Annotated in this window: 15 protein-coding genes; 14 read left to right on the forward strand and 1 reads right to left on the reverse strand. The window is 42.6% G+C overall.

The genetic code is table 11. The features are described 5' to 3' along the window. Positions 1–49 precede the first annotated feature (49 nt). The 14 genes from IJI01_RS05710 (at position 50) to leuS (ending at position 19,344) form a co-directional block, all read left to right on the forward strand. Positions 50–2,722 carry a valine--tRNA ligase gene (locus tag IJI01_RS05710; RefSeq protein ID WP_292187163.1) on the forward strand — a complete coding sequence of 891 codons (2,673 nt, stop codon included), beginning with the start codon at positions 50–52 and terminating at the stop codon, positions 2,720–2,722. Positions 2,723–3,298: 576 nt separating this feature from the next. After that, complete coding sequence (locus IJI01_RS05715; protein WP_292187166.1) at positions 3,299–4,696, forward strand: bifunctional folylpolyglutamate synthase/dihydrofolate synthase; 1,398 nt, start codon at positions 3,299–3,301, stop codon at positions 4,694–4,696. A 59-nt stretch (positions 4,697–4,755) separates the two neighbouring features. Continuing rightward, positions 4,756–4,920, forward strand: coding sequence for a hypothetical protein (locus IJI01_RS05720; RefSeq protein WP_013281541.1), 165 nt, complete (start codon positions 4,756–4,758; stop codon positions 4,918–4,920). A 2-nt stretch (positions 4,921–4,922) separates the two neighbouring features. Continuing rightward, positions 4,923–6,341 (forward strand): tetratricopeptide repeat protein, encoded by a 1,419-nt coding sequence (locus IJI01_RS05725; protein WP_292187169.1) that lies wholly within the window; start codon positions 4,923–4,925, stop codon positions 6,339–6,341. A 49-nt stretch (positions 6,342–6,390) separates the two neighbouring features. Further along, the gene (locus IJI01_RS05730) at positions 6,391–7,863 is read left to right on the forward strand and encodes an MBOAT family O-acyltransferase (RefSeq protein ID WP_292187172.1); all 1,473 of its coding nucleotides are present in this window, start codon (positions 6,391–6,393) and stop codon (positions 7,861–7,863) included. Positions 7,864–7,889: 26 nt separating this feature from the next. After that, a complete protein-coding gene (locus IJI01_RS05735; protein WP_292187174.1) occupies positions 7,890–8,912 on the forward strand; it encodes a GDSL-type esterase/lipase family protein in 1,023 nt (340 codons plus the stop codon). 61 nt (positions 8,913–8,973) lie between these two features. Then, positions 8,974–9,213, forward strand: a complete 240-nt coding sequence (locus IJI01_RS05740) for a hypothetical protein (protein ID WP_292187176.1) — start codon at positions 8,974–8,976, stop codon at positions 9,211–9,213. 70 nt (positions 9,214–9,283) lie between these two features. Continuing rightward, positions 9,284–9,661, forward strand: coding sequence for a RidA family protein (locus IJI01_RS05745; RefSeq protein WP_292187178.1), 378 nt, complete (start codon positions 9,284–9,286; stop codon positions 9,659–9,661). Between the two features lie 45 nt (positions 9,662–9,706). After that, on the forward strand, positions 9,707–10,756 hold the full coding sequence (locus IJI01_RS05750) for a tetratricopeptide repeat protein (protein WP_292187181.1): 1,050 nt from the start codon (positions 9,707–9,709) through the stop codon (positions 10,754–10,756). A 5-nt stretch (positions 10,757–10,761) separates the two neighbouring features. After that, positions 10,762–11,556 carry a carbohydrate-binding protein gene (locus IJI01_RS05755; RefSeq protein ID WP_292187183.1) on the forward strand — a complete coding sequence of 265 codons (795 nt, stop codon included), beginning with the start codon at positions 10,762–10,764 and terminating at the stop codon, positions 11,554–11,556. Position 11,557: 1 nt separating this feature from the next. Continuing rightward, complete coding sequence (locus tag IJI01_RS05760; RefSeq protein ID WP_292187186.1) at positions 11,558–13,450, forward strand: heparinase II/III domain-containing protein; 1,893 nt, start codon at positions 11,558–11,560, stop codon at positions 13,448–13,450. 37 nt (positions 13,451–13,487) lie between these two features. Beyond that, a complete protein-coding gene (locus IJI01_RS05765) occupies positions 13,488–14,651 on the forward strand; it encodes a glycoside hydrolase family 88 protein (RefSeq protein WP_292187189.1) in 1,164 nt (387 codons plus the stop codon). 18 nt (positions 14,652–14,669) lie between these two features. Beyond that, a complete protein-coding gene (locus IJI01_RS05770) occupies positions 14,670–16,718 on the forward strand; it encodes a DUF2264 domain-containing protein (protein WP_292187191.1) in 2,049 nt (682 codons plus the stop codon). 196 nt (positions 16,719–16,914) lie between these two features. Further along, complete coding sequence (leuS, locus tag IJI01_RS05775) at positions 16,915–19,344, forward strand: leucine--tRNA ligase (RefSeq protein WP_292187193.1); 2,430 nt, start codon at positions 16,915–16,917, stop codon at positions 19,342–19,344. A gap of 72 nt (positions 19,345–19,416) precedes the next feature. On the opposite strand, the gene IJI01_RS05780 is transcribed toward leuS, so the two are convergent. Beyond that, positions 19,417–20,568 carry a cation diffusion facilitator family transporter gene (locus tag IJI01_RS05780; RefSeq protein WP_292187195.1) on the reverse strand — a complete coding sequence of 384 codons (1,152 nt, stop codon included), beginning with the start codon at positions 20,566–20,568 and terminating at the stop codon, positions 19,417–19,419. Positions 20,569–20,720: the final 152 nt, after the last annotated feature.

Consider the following 20,720-nt stretch of genomic DNA (forward strand, 5'->3'; position numbering starts at 1 on the left):
AGCGGAAGTATCCTTGTTTCCTGGCACAGATTCAGAAAAGGAGAAGAACATGAAGAAAGAACTTGCTAAGACCTACGATCCCAAGAGTATCGAGAGTCGTCTCTACTCTAATTGGGAAGAAAAGAAATACTTCCATGCTGAAGTAGACGAGACCAAGAAACCATTTACTATTGTTATCCCACCGCCAAACATTACTGGTAAGCTTCACATGGGACATGCTCTTGATAACACAATGCAGGATATCCTCATTCGTTTCAAGAGAATGCAGGGCTACAATGCACTTTGGCAGCCTGGAACAGACCATGCTTCAATCGCTACTGAGGTTAAGATCATCGATGCACTCAAGGCTGAGGGAATCGATAAGAGAGACCTTGGACGTGAGAAATTCCTTGAGAGAGCATGGGAGTGGAAGAAAGAGTACGGCGGAACTATCATCCAGCAGCTCAAGAAGATGGGATCTTCCTGTGACTGGGATAGAGAGCGTTTCACAATGGATGATGGCTGTAACGAGGCTGTTACAGAGGTCTTCTGCAAGATGCATGAAAAAGGATATATCTATAAGGGAAGCCGTATCGTAAACTGGTGCCCAATCTGTAAGACATCTATCTCTGATGCTGAGGTTGAGTACGAGGAGCAGGCTGGTCACTTATGGCACATTAAGTATCCTGTAATTAACGAGGATGGAACAGTTTCTGATACTGATTTCATCGAGTTTGCTACAACTCGTCCAGAGACTATGCTTGGTGATACAGCTGTTGCTGTTAACCCTGATGATGACAGATACAAGAGCTTCAAGGGTAAGAAAGTTCTTTTACCTATTGTTAACAGAGAGCTTCCTATCGTAGAAGATTCTTATGTAGATATGGAATTTGGTACAGGTGTAGTTAAGATCACTCCTGGCCACGACCCTAACGACTTTGAGGTTGGTAAGCGTCATAACCTCGAGGAGATCAACATCCTCAATGATGATGCTACTATCAACGCTAACGGCGGCAAGTTCGAGGGCATGGATCGCTATGCTGCAAGAGAAGCCATCGTTAAAGAGCTTGATGAGATGGGACTTCTCGTTGAGATTGAGGACTATTCTCACAATGTTGGTACACATGACCGTTGCCACACAACAGTTGAGCCAATGATCAAGGCTCAGTGGTTTGTTAAGATGGATGAGCTCATTAAGCCAGCAGTTAAGGCTGTTAAGGAAGGCGAGATCAAGCTGATCCCACCTCGTATGGAGAAGACATACTTCAACTGGACAGATAACATCCGTGACTGGTGTATTTCCAGACAGCTCTGGTGGGGACACAGAATCCCTGCATACTACTGCGACAAGTGTGGAGAAGTAGTTGTATCCAAGACTGCTCCTACAGTTTGCCCTAAGTGCGGCGAGACACACTTTACACAGGACCCTGATACACTTGATACATGGTTCTCATCAGCACTCTGGCCTTTCGAGACACTTGGATGGCCACATGACACCAAGGAACTTAAGTACTTCTTCCCTACAGACGTACTTGTAACTGGCTATGACATCATCTTCTTCTGGGTAATCAGAATGATCTTCTCAAGCTATGAGAACATGGGAACATATCCATTCCACACAGTTCTTTTCCATGGTCTTGTAAGAGATTCTCAGGGACGTAAGATGAGTAAGTCTCTTGGAAATGGTATCGATCCTCTTGATATCATCGAGAACTACGGTGCAGATGCTCTCAGACTTACACTTATCACAGGAAACGCTCCTGGTAACGATATGCGTTTCTATAATGAAAGAGTTGAGAACAGCCGTAACTTTGCTAACAAGGTTTGGAATGCTTCAAGATTCATTATGATGAACATGGCTGAGGATGCTAAGTCAGCTATTCACCAGCCAATGCCAGCAGGCCTTGAGCCAGTTGATAAGTGGATCCTTAGCAAGCTTAATAATACTGTAAAAGAAGTTACAGATAACATGGAGCACTATGAGCTGGGAATCGCAGTTCAGAAGGTTTATGACTTCATCTGGGATGAGTTCTGTGACTGGTACATTGAGATGGTTAAGCCTCGTCTTTACAATTCAGACGACGCAGCAAGCCATGAGGCAGCTCTTTGGACACTCCAGACAGTACTCCTCAATGCACTCAAGCTCCTTCACCCATACATGCCATTCATCACAGAAGAGATCTTCTGCACAATGCAGGATGAGGAAGAGTCAATCATGATCTCTGAGTGGCCAGTTTACAAGGATGAGTGGAACTTCGCTGCAGATGAGAAGTCTATCGAGACTATCAAAGAGGCAGTTCGCGGAATCCGTAACGTTCGTACACAGATGAACGTTGCTCCATCTAGAAAAGCTAAGGTATTCGTAGTAAGTGACAAGGACGAGGTTCTTGATATCTTCAGAACAGGTAAGCTTTTCTTCGAGTCTCTTGCATATGCTTCTGAGTCAGTTTGCCAGAAGGATAAGGAGGGAATCGCTGATGATGCAGTATCAGTAGTTCTTGCAGATACAACAGTTTATATTCCTTTCTCAGATCTCGTTGATCTGTCAGCTGAGATCGAGCGTCTCACCAAGGAGCAGAAGAAGCTCGAGGGCGAGCTTAAGAGATCTCAGAATATGCTGAGCAATGAGAAGTTCCTTTCAAAGGCTCCAGCTGAGAAGATTGCTGAGGAGAAAGAGAAGCAGCAGAAGTATCAGCAGACCTACGACCAGATCACAGAGAGACTTGCACAGCTCCAGAAGTAAGGAACGGCTCGTGATGCACAGATAAACCTCTGATGATGTTCTGTTCTAATGCTCGTATATGCGTGTCCAAACCTCCGATGATGCTAAGCATCAAATCGGTTTGTACGCGCATATACTTGCGTTATGAACAGACACATCAAATCGGTTTATCTGCACAATCACTTCGCCGAGGCTTGTTTGCTGGCATGCGCGTAGGTTATGGCTGCGCGTCAGTGCAAGGAAATTTTTGTGTTGGCTAGGGCGTGACAGCCTATTTTGCATCGGTTTTCAATGATATGCCCATGATAGATGCATGTATTTTACTGATATAAATGATAAGTACATCGATAATAAGTATTTCTATTGAAATAGATGCAAACTGAGAGTGTTAAGATATTGAAAGTGCATCTAAAGTGACAAGAAATCTTTTTTTTGATGAAAAAGAAATATAGAAGTTATTGATATGAGCATCGATAAAGAATAGAACGGATAAAATTGATGCTTTGCCAAGAAAAATGCAGTTTGAGATATAAACTCTAATTATTCGAGAATATGTGATTGGAGATATCTGCTGAAAGGCGTTTATATAGATAAGGTATGATGACAGAGTTATTTGAGAGAGTGGTGGAATTTATCAATAAAGCTGATAATGGAAAAGAGATTCAGCTTTTTGAATGTGAGGATTTCCTCAATAAGATTCCGAGTTTTACTGATAAGCATACAATTGAAGATACTAGAGCTTTTCTGGATTTTCTGGGAAATCCTGATGAGAACATGCAGATAATTCATGTGGCTGGAACAAACGGTAAGGGTTCAGTGTGCAGTTATGTGTCATCAATACTGATGAAGGCAGGCTATACAGTGGGAATGTTCACATCACCTCATCTTGTGAAGATTACAGAAAGATTTCAGGTGGATGGTAAAACCATTGCGGATGGATTATTTGTTGAGATATTCGTGGAGATGCTTAGGAGAATAGACGAGTACAATGATAGTACTGCGGATGATAGTGGCAAGTATTTCCCAACCTATTTTGAGTATCTCTTTTTCATGGCGATGCTGTTATATGACGTTTATCCGGTGGACTATCTGGTGCTGGAGACGGGACTTGGTGGAAGACTTGATGCGACCAATTCAGTAGCGAGGCCATTAGTTTCAGTTATTACAGAGATTGGCTATGACCACATGCAGTATCTTGGAGAGACTATCGAAGAGATCGCAGGTGAGAAGGCGGGAATAATCAAAAGTGGCGTTCCAGTGGTCTTTTTTGACAAGAGAAGTGAAGCCACAGATGTTATTAAGAAAAAAGCTCTTGAACTAGATACCAGAGCGGTTGTAGTAGAGAGTAGAAATATACAGGATACAAGGCGTGAAAGGGATGAAGCAGGGAACAAATACGTTGCTTTTTCGCTTAATAGCTTATATGATAAATATGTTGATTTAAAGCTTTCAACAGAAGCTCTTTATCAGGCGGAAAATGCAGCTGTGGCTGTTGAAACAGTAGAAATACTGCGAGGTTTGGGCGCTGAGATTTCTGAACTTGATATAAGAGAAGGCCTTCTGGCAGCTAAGTGGGAAGGTAGAATGGAAGAGATTCGTCCAGGTATTTATATGGATGGAGCTCACAACATTGACGGCATTACAGCTTTTCTTGAGAGCATACGTGATATCGAGTGCTCAGGCAGGAAGCTGATGCTCTTTGGAATAGTAAGTGACAAGCAGTACAAAGAGATAGTGCAGGAGATTCTTAAGACTAATCAGTTTGAGCAGATTTATGTTGCTGTACTTGAGACCAGCAGGTCTTTATCCGTATCAGATCTTAAGGGAGCATTTGAGGATGCCAAGGACGAGCTTGGAATCTTCGGCGTTCCAGTCAAGTATTACAGCAATGTAAGAGATGCCATAACAGACATCATTACCAACAGGAAGTCTGGAGATATGGTATTTGCAGCAGGTTCTCTTTATCTGGCAGGTCAGATCAAGGGAATGCTATAAAAATATACCAAAAACAGTTATAATTATTTAGAATATTACATCTGAGGGGATGAATATATATGATCAACTTTGAAGAAGAATTAAAGAAGTTCAGACCAAGTCTTGAAATCGAGGATGCGGAAGACATCATATATAACCAGGATCTCGACGATATGTCAGATGTTTTGGTTAAGCTTTTAAAAGAAGCTAAGGGAGATTTCGATAATCAGAAGAGGACTAAATAACAATGAAGTGCAATCGTTGTGGGGCGGAACTTGATAAGAGCGATGTTTGCCCAGGATGTGGGACAAACGTCAGAACATATAAGAGAATAGTCAGCCTTTCCAACAAGTTTTATAACGAGGGATTGGAGAAGGCAACTGTAAGAGATCTGACAGGAGCTGTGAATGCTCTCAGACAGTCTCTTAAACTTGATAAGAACAATATTGATGCAAGAAATCTTCTCGGTCTTGTTTATTACGAGACAGGTGAGGTTGTTGCGGCTCTTTCTGAATGGGTTATCAGCAAGAACCTCAAGGCAGATGAGAATCTTGCAGATAAATATATGGACTATGTGAGAAATAGCCCATCTCAGCTTGATACCATCAATCAGACTATCAAGAAATTTAATATAGCGCTTAATTACTGTCATCAGGATGGACTTGATCTGGCAGTTATTCAGCTCAAGAAGGTGCTTTCTTTAAATCCGGGATTTATTAAAGCGCATCTTTTGCTTGCTCTTTTATATCTTAAGGGTGGCAATTATGACAGAGCCAAGATTGAGTGTCAGAAGGTATTAAAGCTTGATACTGGTAATGTTATGGCTAAGCGTTATCTCAAGGAAGCAGATAGCATGCTCCTTCCAGGTGAGAGTGGCAAGCTTGTATCAGACATTGCTTCTTCTGACAGTGATGATGTTATCAGGTATAACAGTGGCAATGAGATGATCATTCAGCCAGTTAAAAAATCTGCTATCACAAGGACAGGTTCTATCTGGGGAATCGTTCTTGGTGCAGTTTTGGGACTTGCTGCAGCTTGTTTCCTTATTTTGCCACAGCGTATTCAGAGTATTAATAGTAGTAACCAGAGTAAGATTGCTCAGATCAGTGAGGAATCTGATGCCAAGTCAGCCAAGATCAACGAGTATGAGCAGCAGGTTAAGAATCTTGAGAATCAGATCGGTGATCTTCAGTCCAAGGTAACTGATTACGAGGGTGTTGACAGCACATCAGCTGCTATGAACAGCCTTATGAGTGCTACCAATATCTACATGACAGATTCATCTGACATAGATGCTATGGCACAGGCACTTGCTAATCTTGATCTTAATGCTATAAGTGACGATGTTTCACCTGAGTTTACTAATTTATATGACACACTTATGTCACTTGTTGGAACTGAGCTTGCGACATCTTATTACAACGCAGCTAATGATGCATACAAGGCTGAGGATTATGAGACAGCTATAGCTAATTATTCCAAGGCTTATCAGTATGATAATACTAACGTAAATACACTCTATTATCTGGGTAACTCGTATTATGAGAGCGGTGATCTTGAGAATGCCAAGACCACATATGATGCTGTTATCAATAACTTCCCTGATACACAGAGTGCAGCAGCAGCTACAACCAAGCTGGCAGAAATCAATAATTCAGGAAATTGATATTTCTTTTTCCTTCTGGCTTTTAGATATATAGGACAGAAAGTTTATAATGATTAATTTTTCAGATTTGACTTTTATATTCAGGTTTTTACCTGTCTTTATAGTGGCATTTTACCTGACTCCTTATGAATTCAGGACACTTACACTTCTGATTGGAAGTTTGTTGTTCTACGGAGTTGGTGATCTTAAGATGTTCCCAGTTCTTCTGGGGGCTGTAATAATAAACTTCTTATTTAGCAGAGCTTTAAAGGGTGGCGGAAGCAAGGTCCTTTTAGGCTTTGCTATTGTTCTTGATGCCCTTATGCTGATCGAGTTTAAGCTTCTTGGTCAGTTCGTGGACAGTGCATTCATGCCTATCGGTGTGAGCTTCTTTACCTTCAAGATGATATCTTTCCAGGTAGATAATTACAGAGGCAAGGTGGATGAAAAAGCGGGATTTATGGATATTGCCGCTTATTTCGTTATGTTCCCACAGATTGTATCCGGACCTATCATGAGATTCGAGGATTATGCCAAGAATCCATTCATGAAGCTCTGGGCAAAAGAGGATGAGCAGGCAGAGGCTGCAAAACTGGAAAATGAGACACAAGAATCAGAAGAAGCAAAGGACATAATCGATCTCGATAAAGAAGAAACAGAAGAAAAAGTAGCAATTGAGAAGCCAAGTAAGCTTGCTGCAATAGAAGATGGCCTTCGATTCTTTACACTGGGACTTGCCTTCAAGGTTTTACTTGCTGATCACCTCGCTATGCTGTGGAAAGATATAGGAACTATCGGCTATGAGAGTATTTCTACAGCTCTTGCATGGCTTGGAGCCTACACATATTCCATGGAGCTGTATTTTGACTTCTGGGGATATTCCCTTATGGCAGCCGGTGTTGGTGTGATGCTGGGCTTTCCATTTATCGTTAACTTTGATCAGCCTTATGGTTCAAGGAACGTGTCAGAATTCTACAGAAGATGGCATGCTACACTTGGTTCATGGTTTAGAGATTACATCTATTTTCCAATGGGCGGCAGCAGAAAAGGAAGCTTTAGGACTATCTTAAATCTTCTTACTGTGTGGCTTATCACAGGTTTTTGGCATGGTGTAACCCTTAATTTTATTTTGTGGGGATTGATTATTTTCGTTATAATTTTATGTGAGCGTTTTGTTCTGGCGGGGCTTCCTAAGTTTATTGGAGACCTTTTTGGCAGAATAAATGTACTTATTCTGATTCCGCTTACTTGGGTAGTGTTTGCGCTTCCTGATAGCAATATGCTTGCCACTTACTTTATGAGATTATTCCCATTCTTTGGTGTTGGAATCTCTATCAACGAGGGCGACTTCATCAAGAATATTGGAATATATGGCATCGTGCTTGGCACAGGTCTTGTCGTGATGCTTCCAGTTGTATACAGATTTTTTGAAAAACACAGGAAAAATCCAGTGTTTACAATTGGACTGCTGGCTTTATTCTGGGCATGTATTTATAGCTTGTCCAATGCAGCAGGCAATCCGTTTTTGTATTTTAAGTTCTGATTTATAGTTATTGAAAGAGAGATTTAATGAAACTGCTGAAAACATGTCCGATTTTGATCGGCATCGTGGCAATTACAATAGCATTATCGGTTGTTTCCTACGTCTATGAGGATAGTGTCTATTCTGAGTATGCAGAAGGATACGAGGTAGATAAACTTCCTCATTTCGTTCTGGTATTTAAGGGACTGACAGATGGTGTATATCCGTGGGGAAGTACTTTAGGGTCTGAAGATTTAGTTTCCGATGATAGTTTTGCAGAGGCATCAGTTGATGAGATCACTGGTGGTAATAATGCGAATTCTACTATCGGCGATCTTAATGGTAATTATGAAGGTTCCCAGAATGTACCTTCTCCTAATGCAGATATAGCACAGAACGTAAGCGTGTCAGATAATGATGCTTATGAGGATTTAGAGACTATTTCTGAAAATGACGCTGATAGAACCTACGAATTCCAACATGTAGATGAGGATTATTTTACAGATGCTCTTTTCATAGGAGATTCCAGAACTGTTGGCCTTTCCGAGTACTGTGAGCCACTTGATTCAAGGGCTACCTTCTACGCCAAGGTTTCTCTTACTATTTATAAGGTGCTTGAGAAGCCATTTTTAGAAGGACCTGCAGGCAAGTACACTATAGAACAGGGGCTTACAGAGAACCAGTTTGGCAAGATCTATATCATGTTAGGTCTTAACGAGATTGGAACTGGAACACCTGAGTCTTTTGCTGAGGAATATGCAAATGTGGTGAACAGGATCAGAGAGCTTCAGCCTGATGCGATCATCTATATTCAGGGAATCATGCATGTTACTGAGCATAAGAGTTCAAAAGATAAATACTTTAACAACGACAATATCAACAGGCGTAACGAGGAACTTGCCAAGCTTGCAGACAACAAGACAATCTTTTACATGGATATGAATGAAGCTGTAGATGATGAGAATGGCAATCTGATAAAAGACCTGTCTTTTGATGATGTGCATCTCAAGGCTTCTTCTTATGAGAGATGGTATCAGTTCCTGCTTGAGCATGGTATTGTAAAAGACTAATATTCATAGCTATTTTGTTGAGTAAACATGGGCTATGTATGATAGAATGAAGGTGATTTAGTTGGCAAGAGAGATGACTTTTAAAATGGAGAGACCTGGTCTTCTTCACGAAGGAGATAAGGTTACAGTTACTGAGGGTGTTCTTCCCAGTAACTATTATTACACCATTGATCCATCCCTTGCGATGTCAGGAAACTTCCCATTTAGAGACAGGATGCTTGAAAGGGAAGGTGTCGTGACCAAGGTTGAAGAGAATGCAAGAGGATTCTACGTTACTGCTAGATTCGGTGAAGACGAATGATCTTAATTCGAGGCTAGTGAGAATCCCAGAGCAGTAAATAATATTTATTCATCATCAGGAGGACTACATTATGGAGTATGTATCAACCAAGAAGGCACCAGCAGCAATCGGACCTTATTCACAGGCTATCAAGGCAGGAGATTTTCTTTATGCTTCAGGACAGATTCCGATCAATCCTGAGAGCGGTGAGATAGAGGATACAACAATTGCGGATCAGGCAGACAGAGTTTGCAGAAACATTGGAGAAATCTTAAGTGCTGCAGGAACAGACTATGAGCACGTTGTTAAGACAACATGCTTCCTTGCTGAGATGGCAGACTTTGGTGCATTCAATGCAGTTTATGAGAAGTACTTCGTTGGCAAGCCAGCTAGAAGCTGCGTTGCTGTTAAGCAGCTTCCAAGAGATGTTCTGTGCGAAGTAGAAGTAATCGCATATCTTGGCGAGTGATTGAGCGATAAATAGATCATTTAGATATTTAGTTGCGGAGTGGGGATGAAGAAAAGGGTTGTTGCCGCTATTATGTGTGCCGCTTTTGTTATGACAGGCTGCGGGAGCCTGGCTGGCAGACATAATATCGATTCTGGATTTGCATATATAGAGAGCCGTGATTATGTAAGTGCTCTATCCAGCTTTGAGGCTGCCAGAGAGAATGGTGAGGATGAATGCCTGATCCATAGAGGGATAGGTATTGTTAACCTTCAGACTGGTGACTATCAGAGCGCTGTTGACGAGCTCCTTGCTTCGCTTGCTGCGGATGAGGGTATTGTTGATGACATGGATTTTGACACCAACTATTACCTGGCAGAAGGGTATTATCGCTTAGGTGATTATACTAAGGCAAAAGAGGTATATGATGCTATTTTGGCTCTTCGCAGTAAAGATAGTAATGCTTATTATCTGCGTGGTGTCTGCGAGCTTGCATCAGGAAGCCACGACAGTGCATATTCAGATTTTACCAAGGCTATTACTCTTAACTCCAGGGATTATTCCATGATCATCCTGATCTACAAGTCTCTTGCGGAGTATGGATATGAGGATGAAGCAAGGAATATCCTTCAGACAGCCATGGATAATGGAAGTGCCTTTATGACCAACTACGAGAAAGGCCAGATTTCCTACTATCTTGGCAACAATGCTGATGCTCAGAGCTTTTTGGAAGCAGCCAGAAGCGAACGAGATCAGGAAAAAGAGCCAGTTGTTCTGATGCTTGGACAGACTGGTGAGAAACAGGGCGACTATAACTACGCTATAAGTGTTTATAAGACATATCTTAGTGAGAATCCAGCCAGCGCTGTTGTGTACAATCAGCTTGGCATGTGCCAGATCAAGCAGGGAGACTACAACGGAGCAGTTTCATCTTTTGAAGCAGGGCTTACAGTTGATGACAAAGGGGTTAATCAGGCACTTCGTCTTAATGAGATAACTGCCTATGAACATATGGGAGAGTTCAATATGGCACAGTCTCTGATGGCAACTTATCTTCAGGAATACCCTGACGATCCAGCTGCAATCAGAGAGAATATTTTTCTTTCAACGAGATAAAAGGTATGAAGATTAGTGTATATAATGATTGGGATCATGTAGATAAAGCTGTCAGTGAGGGTCAGGACAATGTTGTTCTTGCCTGGGATGGTGAATATAGGAAGGGCGATATCATTGAGTTTTCAGGTCTTACACCTGGAAGCTACTATGTGGTCAAGGTAGATGCTGCCATTGACCCTGCCCTTGTGCTTATAGAACAGGAATCAGTATTGTTTCCTGTTCCTTTTTATGAGAAAAAGACAAGCTATAATCCGCTTGCATTCTGGGGAAACAGACATTATGTGAGCATCAGGAAAGCTGCTGATTATGAGGTAAAAGCTTATAGAAATCTTGCTCTTAATCCTTTTGATCAGCATGAGGTGTCCGGAGTGTATCCACACGCCAGCGCCAATGTTGAGACAAGAGGTGAGGCTGTTTTTGCAGCGAGAAATGCAATAGATGGATGCATAGCCACCTTGTCACATGGCGAGTGGCCTTATGAGTCATGGGGCATAAACAGACAGGATGATGCCGAGTTTACTCTGGATTTTGGCACAGAGATAGATTTTGACAAGATAGTTCTTTATACAAGAGCTGATTTTCCTCATGATAACTGGTGGGTGGAAGCTACATTTTCTTTTTCTGATGGTACCAGTGAAGTAGTACATATGGATAAGAAAGTGGCTGAGCCGCACGTATTTGAAATTAAGAGATCAGGAATCAGATGGATCAAGCTCGGTAAACTCATCAAGGCTGATGATCCGAGCCCATTCCCAGCACTTACGCAAATAGAGGTTTATGGAACACCTAAAGAGGGCTGATATGAGTAAATTCCACCGAACTATAATCCATGATCATCTCAGGAAAACTACCGAGGCAGGTCCTTACAAGAGGTATCCTGATATCTCTGATAGAGATGCCTGGGATAGTCTGTCTGCAGAATTGAAAGCTAAACTTATCAGAGCTGGGGAAGAGGCATTAAGTGAGCCTTGGACGCAGCTTCTTATTTCTGATTTTACGGAGTTCAAAAAATCAGGAAACAGAGTCCGTTTCGAGGACAAATATTTTCCAAGACGAAGAAAACTCAATAACCTTGTAATGGCAGAGTGTGCCGAGAATAAGGGAAGATTTATAGATGATATTCTTGATGGACTCTATCTGATACTAGATGAGACCACATGGTGTCTTCCGCCGCATACGAGCTATGAGAGAGATGGACAACAGGAAACGCTTCCCGATGTTACTAGGCAGATCATCGATCTTTTTCAGGCAGAGAGCGGAGCGGAAGTAGCGTATGTGGAATATTTGCTGCGACCTGTTTTGGATAAGCTTAGTCCACATATCAGTATCTATGTAAATGAGAGGTTAAAAGAGCGTATCTTTGAACCATATCTTAACCAGTTTTTCTGGTGGATGGGTGATGGCGAGCAGACAATGTGCAATTGGACTCCATGGATAGTTCAGAATGTGCTGATCTGCGCATTGACGAGGCCAGAGGGATATTTTTCTCAGGAGGAGATAAGGACGTTTCTCGAAAAGGCAGCAGTTTCCTGTGATTATTTCCTTGATGAGTATGGCGAGGATGGAGGCTGCAACGAAGGCGCTCAGTATTATTCTCATGCTGGGCTGTGCCTCTTTGGATGTCTTGAACTCATGGATGGGGCGACAAATGGTGTGTATAGCGAAACACTCATTCGTAATATCGCTACCTTCATTGTTAAGATGTATGTAGGTGGTGGCTACTATGTTAACTTTGCTGATTGTAGCGCTCTTCCTGGTAGACGTACTGCAAGAGAGTTCTTATTTGGTAAGGCTATAGGTGATGAAGTACTTGCCAGCTTTGCAGCAGCAGACTTTAGGGACGAAAGCGATGCTGAGCAGCTGATAAGTGAGGAGATAAATCTCTTTTATCATGTTATGCAGGCCTTTGCCTATGATGAGATGATGGATTACCCAGTGAGCAGTAAGCTTCCAGAAAACTCATGGTTTGAGAGTATGGGGCTTATGGTTGCAAGGGATAAGACTTACACTTTGGCGGCCAAAGCTGGAGATAATGGTGACAGTCATAACCATAACGACGTTGGTTCTTTTACCATATACAAGGATGGAAAGCCCTTTGTGATCGATCTGGGTGTTGGAACTTATACCCAGAAGACCTTTTCTGACAGGCGCTATGAGCTGTGGACCATGCAGTCACAGTTCCACAATCTTCCAACATTTATCGATGATGCTAGTTCTGCTTCCTGTCTTGGGGATGATTCTGCAAGAGACTTGCGCAACACTCATGTAGTTATGCAGCGCGATGGCAAGGAATATGGAGCCAGAGATGTGGTGTGCAGATTGAGTGGCAATCCCACATTAATAATGAATATTGCCGGGGCCTATGGTGATAAGAGAATCAGGAGCTATACAAGGGTGGTTGAACTTGGTCAGGGTGTGATTGTTAGAGACCACTATGATAGTGATATTCCAGCGCTTATGAGCATTATGACCTACGAGGAGCCGGTCATCACAGATGCTGACGATGATTCTTTTAACGTATCAATTAGCGTTGGAGATGTTGGAACCATCACGGCTTCAGGGGTAAAAAAGACACATATCAAGGAATATCCTATCACTGACGAAAGACTAGGCATCGCCTGGAAACACAGTGTTTACAGGATTCTTTTTGAACTTGATGAGAAAGCTGGAGAATTTCAGTTCAGATTTCAGTAAACAATAGGCATTAAGGAAGGATATAAGGGGAAAGAGTATGAACATTAAGGAAACAGATAAGCAGTGGATAAAAGAGGCGCTAGCGCAGTTTGCAGGCAAGATGGAGACAGTAGTAGAACGCAATCAGGGGAAGATTCCATATACTACTGATGAGAACGGCAGATTTGATGACCGCTCTGGCAAAAAAGATATCTGCTGGTGGACAAATGGTTTCTGGGGCGGCGAGCTCTGGCAGCTTTACAAGCTTACAGGAAAAGAGATATTCATGCAGGAAGCCATTGGAACAGAAGATAAAATGGATGCTGCATTTATGGACTATAACGGAATGGACCACGATGCGGGATTTAGGTGGCTTCCAACAGCTGTTATCAGATATAAGCAGGAGAATAATGCTGAGTCAAGAAACAGAGGACTTCTCGCTGCAGCAAGCCTTTCTGGACGCTTTAACTTAAATGGCAATTTCATCAGAGCGTGGAATGACTGGGGTGATGACAGAGATACCACAGGCTGGGCAATCATCGACTGTATGATGACTCTGCCACTTCTGTATTGGGCATCAGAGGAGCTTGGAGATCCAAGATTCAAGGCAATTGCCGTGGCTCATGCAGATACTGCAATGAAGAGCTTTATAAGAGAAGATGGCTCTGTTAAGCACATTGTTGGCTTTGATCCTGCGACAGGAGAGTACCTTGGCAACTATGGCGGACAGGGCTACGATGAAGCTTCCTCCTGGACAAGAGGTCAGAGCTGGGCTCTCTATGGATTTACTCTTAGCTATATTTATACTAAGGATATGAAATATCTTGAAACAGCAAGAAAAGTCGCTGATTACGTAATTTCTGAGCTTGATAATAAGTTCCCGGAATACCTTGTACCAGTTGACTACAGACAGCCTGCAGAGCCAGCTTATGAGGATTCAACGGCAGCAGCTATAACAGCAGGCGGACTTATTGAACTTGCAAAGTGCATGGAAGAAACTGGTGACCAGAGCGCATCTGACAAATACCTTACAGCATCCCTTAAGCTCCTTAAGGCTCTCCATGAAAAGAGATGTGACTATACATTAGACAAAGATAACATCCTTGAAAAGTGTACAGCTGCCTACTTTGATTCCAGACACGAGTTCGCGATCATCTACGGAGACTACTATTATCTCGAGGCACTTATGAAGCTGGATGGTAGCGCACTGACTATTTTTTAAGAAAGTGAATGACAGATCATGACCTTTGAACCCAAAACCACAGACTATAAGCTTAGCCCCTACACAGGCCTTACCAGACAGAGCTGGATCGAGGCAGCAGAGTACCTGCTGGGCGGAGTTTTTAACAATATCCAGAATATAGAAGACCCGGTTGTCATGCCAAGGTATGAGACAGAGGTGACCTACCCATCCAAGGATGCTCCGCAGTGGCGCATTAAGGCGGAGATTTTCGAGGGACTTTGCAGATCATTCTTTATTTCTGCGCCCCTTATTCACATCGAGCCAGACCTTGAGCTTAATGGCATTAACATAAGAGAATACTACAAAAAGCAGGTTCTCTATGCTGTAACTCCAGGGGAAGCCAACTATGTACTGAACTATTCAGATATGCGAGCCCTTGATAAGAGTGGTAATACAACTGCTGTATATCAGCAGACTGTTGAGACAGCAGCACTCGTTATCTGTCTGTGGCTCTGCCATGAAGAGATATGGGATACCTATACCAAAGAGGAAAAAGACCGCATTGCAGCTTTTTTGACTGACTTTGCTCATTCTAATACCGTTCCTCAGAACTGGCGTCTCTTTAACATGTTGGATATGGCATTTTTACACATGAACGGCTATCCAATTGATGAAGATATCATGCGCGATCACGCCCAGAACATCCTTCATTACTATGTTGGAGATGGCTGGTACAGGGATGGTCAATCCTTTGACTACTACTCCTGCTGGGCATTTAACATGTATACTGCCATCTGGAACAATTGGTATGGCTATGAAAAAGAGCCATATATTGCCCAGAAATTCGAGGAAAACTCTAACGAACTCATGAAGACCTATTCTCTGTTCTTTGACAGAGATGGCTTTACTAATATGTGGGGCAGAAGTGGTATCTACAGAAACGCTTCCACAAGCCCATTTGACGCTAACTTTATGATGAGGAAGTCAACTATGGATCCGGGACTTGCAAGGCGCATCTGCTCAGGATCGCTCATGCAGTTCCTTCAAAGAGACGATTTCCTCTGGAACGGCGTTCCAACCCTCGGCTTCTACGGCCCATTTATTCCGCTGGTTCAGGGGTATTCCTGTGCCGAGTCTCCAATGTGGCTTGCCAAGGCTCTTTTGTGCCTTCATCTTCCAGAGGATCATCCATTCTGGACAGCTAAAGAGAACAACGGTACATGGGAAGAGCTTAGACCAAAAGAAACTAAGGTAACAACCCTTGATGGCCCTGCTCTTTGCATGGCTAATCACCAGGCAAACGGCATAACTGAGCTTCGAACAGGCAAGATGGTAAAAGATAAATCGGACAGCCATGGAATCTGGAACTACGGTAAGCTCGTATTCAACACCAAGTTCCCATGGGAATCAACACCTGCCGAGGGCGTAGAATCTCAGCAGTACGTTCTACAGTATATGGATAGCGAGGGCGAAAAGCCTATAACTCCTAACACCACCTTCTGGCATGGAGAAAAAGACAATGTCCTCTACCGCCGCCAGTTCTGGGAGTATGAGCCTCAGACAGAGACTCACTGGCGCACAGCAATTGACCTTGCAGACTTTACTGTTCCTTACGGAATAATAAGAGCAGATAAGATCAGAATGTTCAGACGACCACTTCGCCTGACACTTGGCTCTTTTGGCTTCCCTGATAATGGAACAGAAGTTATCACCAGGGAAAAGGACGGCTATAAGGCTATTATCCTCAAAGGATGCGACCACACAGGTAAAGAGAAGCAGCTTGCCTTCACAATCATGGATGGCTGGAATGACATTAAGCTTGTTAAGAGCACGGATACTAACCCTGATAGCAAGAATTCTATAGTTGTGTATGCTGAGACAACTCGTACCAAGCAGTACGGCTACGAGCCATATTTCCTCATTTCCCAGACTATCACCAAGGAAGATTTATCTGATTTTACAGATGAGGAGATATTCCCTGTAAAAGAGATCACTTACACCGATAAGGAGAAGTGTGGCGGATACGGACCTGTGACAATAACGCTTAAGAACGGCGAGACAAGAATCATTGATTTCTATGGAATAGAGTCCTGTCTGCAGCTCTGATCAAATAATCTTCAGCTATGAAACAAACATTATCAATATCAGACATCTGTATTTGCGCAGATGTCTGTTCTTTAATATAAATATATTTTTTGAAAAAAATAAATCAGTGTGATAGAATTCTCTCTATATATGTATTCTTAGATTTAAAATCCAGGAAATATATAATAAGAAATAGATGTTTTAGAAGGAGCACAGTATGTCAGAAGTATACAACCATCATGCAGTGGAACAGAAATGGCAGAAATACTGGAAAGAGAACGAGACATTCAAGACTGATGTCTGGGATTTTTCCAAGCCCAAGTATTATGCACTTGATATGTTCCCTTATCCTTCAGGCGTAGGTCTTCATGCTGGTCATCCGGAAGGATATACCGCTACGGATATCATGTCACGTATGAAGCGTATGCAGGGATATAACGTTCTTCATCCAATGGGATATGATTCATTTGGTCTTCCTGCGGAGCAGTATGCGGTTACAACAGGTAACCATCCAGCAGGATTTACAGAGAAAAATATAGAGACCTTCTCAGGCCAGCTTAGAGAGCTTGGCTTTGATTACGACTGGTCCAAGATGATCGCTACAAGTGATCCTAAGTTCTACAAGTGGACTCAGTGGATTTTCAAAAAGCTCTATGAGGCTGGATATGCCAAGCATATCGATATGCCTGTTAACTGGTGTGAAGAGCTTGGAACAGTTCTTTCCAATGATGAAGTTATTGATGGTAAGAGTGAGCGTGGTGGTTACCCTGTTGTTAAGAAGATGATGAAACAGTGGGTTATTGACCAGCAGGCTTTTGCTGAGGAGCTTCTTGACGGATTAAATGAAATTGACTGGCCAGAGTCTACCAAGGAGATTCAGAGAAACTGGATCGGTAAGTCCACAGGTGTTGAGGTGGATTTCGAGATCGTAGGCGGTGGTAAGTTCTCCATCTTCACAACCTGTATTGAGACAATTTATGGTATTACCTTCATGGTTCTTGCTCCAGACGGAGATATCGTTAAGGGACTTATGGATCGTGTTGAGAACCCTGAGGAAGTACAGGCATATATCGACGAGACACTTAAAAAGAACGACCTTGATCGTACAGACCTTAACAAGACTAAGTCTGGATGTCCACTTAAGGGTATTTACGCTATCAACCCTGTAAATGGTAAAGAGGTACCTCTTTTCATCGGTGATTTCGTACTTGCAAGCTATGGAACAGGCGCTGTTATGGCGGTTCCTACACACGATCAGAGAGACTTTGAGTATGCAGAAGTGCACAAGCTTCCACTTATTCAGGTTATCAATAACAAGGAAGGCAATGTTGACGTAAGCGGACATGCTTTCGAGAAGTATGACTACCTTGGCAAGGGCTGCATCCTTATGAATTCTGAAGAGTTCGATGGAATGACAGTTGAGGAAGCTAAGCCAGCTATTACCAAGAAGCTCGTAGACATGGGCGTTGCAAGAGAAAAGGTTAACTACCACTTCCGTGAGTGGATCTTTGCAAGACAGCGTTACTGGGGCGAGCCAGTTCCTTGCGTATACAAGGAGGATGGAACAATCGTATTCGTTGACGATTCAGAGCTTCCAGTTATCCTTCCTGAGCTTGAGGACTACAAGGGTAAGAATGGTGCTGCTCCACTTGAGAATGCTACTGAGTGGAAGGCATATGATCATAACGGCCTTAAGGGAGTTCGTGAGACTTCTACAATGCCAGGTTCAGCAGGGTCTTCATGGTACTACATGCGTTACATTGATCCTGATAACGATAACGAGTTTGCTAATCAGGAGCTCCTTAAGCACTGGATGCCTGTAGACCTTTATGTAGGCGGACCAGAGCATGCTGTAGGACACCTTATTTACTCCAGAATTTGGAACCGTTTCTTATATAACAATGGTCTTTCTCCTGTAAAAGAGCCATTTAAGAAGCTCGTTCATCAGGGAATGATCCTTGGTGAGAATGGTATCAAGATGGGTAAGCGTTTCCCTGAATTCGTTGTTAACCCAAGTGATATCGTAAGAGATTACGGCGCTGATACACTTCGTCTCTATGAGATGTTCATGGGACCTCTTGAGGTATCTAAGCCTTGGAACTCCAGCAATGTAGTTGGTGCTAGAAAGTTCATCAACCGTGTATTCACATTCTTCTCAGAGCCAGCTAACATCACTGAGGAGAACAATGGTAACCTCGAGAAGATCTACCATCAGACTGTTAAGAAGGTTACAAGTGACTTCGAGGCACTTGCATTCAACACAGCTATTTCACAGATGATGATCTTCGTAAACGCTGTTTACAAAGAGGGAAGCTGCCCAAGAGAGTACGCTGAGAACTTCATCAAGATGCTTTCATGTATCTGTCCTCACGTAGGAGAGGAGCTTTGGAGCATCCTTGGTCACGACAATACTATTGCTTATGAGCCATGGCCTCAGTATGATGAGTCCAAGTGTGTTGAGGATACAGTAGAGATTGCTGTTCAGATCAACGGTAAGGTTAAGGCAACTCTGAACATTGGCAAGGAAGATCCTAAGGATGAAGTAATTGCTAAGGGCAAAGAGCTCATTGCTGACAAGCTTGAAGGTAAGACAGTAGTTAAAGAGATCTACGTTCCAGGACGTATCGTAAACATTGTAGTTAAGTAATAAATTAAGGCTCTCCGAAATGATTCGGAGAGCCTTTTCTTGTAATTTAGATCTGACACAGTATATATGAAATCAGTCACTGTAGCTTACATCCATATTTGCAAAGACATTGTAATCTGGGAAAATCTGATTGATTTCTTTAATTATCTGATCAAATACCTCTTTACGGTTTGGAACAAAATCTAAAACTACGTCAAATCGTATCTCTCTTTTCTCAAAATCAACAAAGAATCCATGCATCTGCAAAGCTTCATTGTGCTGGGATACAATCTTGGATATCTCGCCTCTTACTTGAGCTGCCTTATCATCCTTGGTGTTAACTGAATATACACCAACAGAGACAATGGCGATATTGTGCTGAGCATAAACCTTTTCTGTGATCTGCCTTGTAATGACGTCAATCTTGTCTGCTGTGAAGGTATCAGGGACTTCAATGTGAACTGAAGCCATTACTCTGTCAGGACCATAGTCACTAAAGATAAGATCGTAAGCGCCCTGAACTCCTTCTACAGAGAGGATTGTCTTTTTAACAGCAGTGGAAGTTTCTGTACTGATTCTTTCACCAAGAATCTGGCTTATGGTATCGCGGAGCATCTCAAGACCAGATTTTATGAGGACTAGAGATATAATAGCTGCGAGCCAGGATTCAAGGGACAATCCGGAAAAGATATATACGAAAGCCGCTACCAGTGTAGCTACTGAGATTACTGCATCGAATCTTGCCTCAGTTCCAGATGCAACAAGGGATTCAGATGAAACCTTTTTACCGGTGTTGATAAAGAACTGGCTGAGGCCTATCTTGACGACAACAGCTACAGCAAGAATTATCAGAGTGACTGTACTATAATCAGCTGCTTCCGGGTGAATGATAGCCTTTATCGATTCTACAAAAGAAGTTACACCGGCATAGAGGACGATGAGGGATATAACAATTGCGCTCATGTACTCGATTCGGCCATAGCCTAGCGGATGCTTTTTATCAGGTGCTTTGCCGGCAAGCGCAGTGCCTACAATTGTGATAACGCTTGAAAGAGCATCACTTAAGTTGTTGACAGCATCAAGCATGATAGCAATAGAGCCGGAGATAACTCCAACTACAAATTTGAAGCCTGCAAGAAGGATATTGACGATGATTCCGATGATGCTGGTTCGTATGATGGTCCTGCCACGGTTTACAACATCATTCTTAGAATATATAGAAGTATTTTTCGTTTTGTCTGACATTTTTTAACTCCTTTGAAAATTGTTTGCACACAATCATATTCTACCATGCAATTGACTGTGGAGGCAATGAGGTGTGTGGATCTAGGGGACGGGGTTAGTGGTCCATTTTGCATAGCAAAAATGGACCACTAACCCCGTCCCCTAGGTCCATA

The sequence above is a fragment of the Butyrivibrio sp. genome, assembly GCF_017433805.1.
In the GTDB taxonomy this organism is placed as follows: domain Bacteria; phylum Bacillota; class Clostridia; order Lachnospirales; family Lachnospiraceae; genus Butyrivibrio.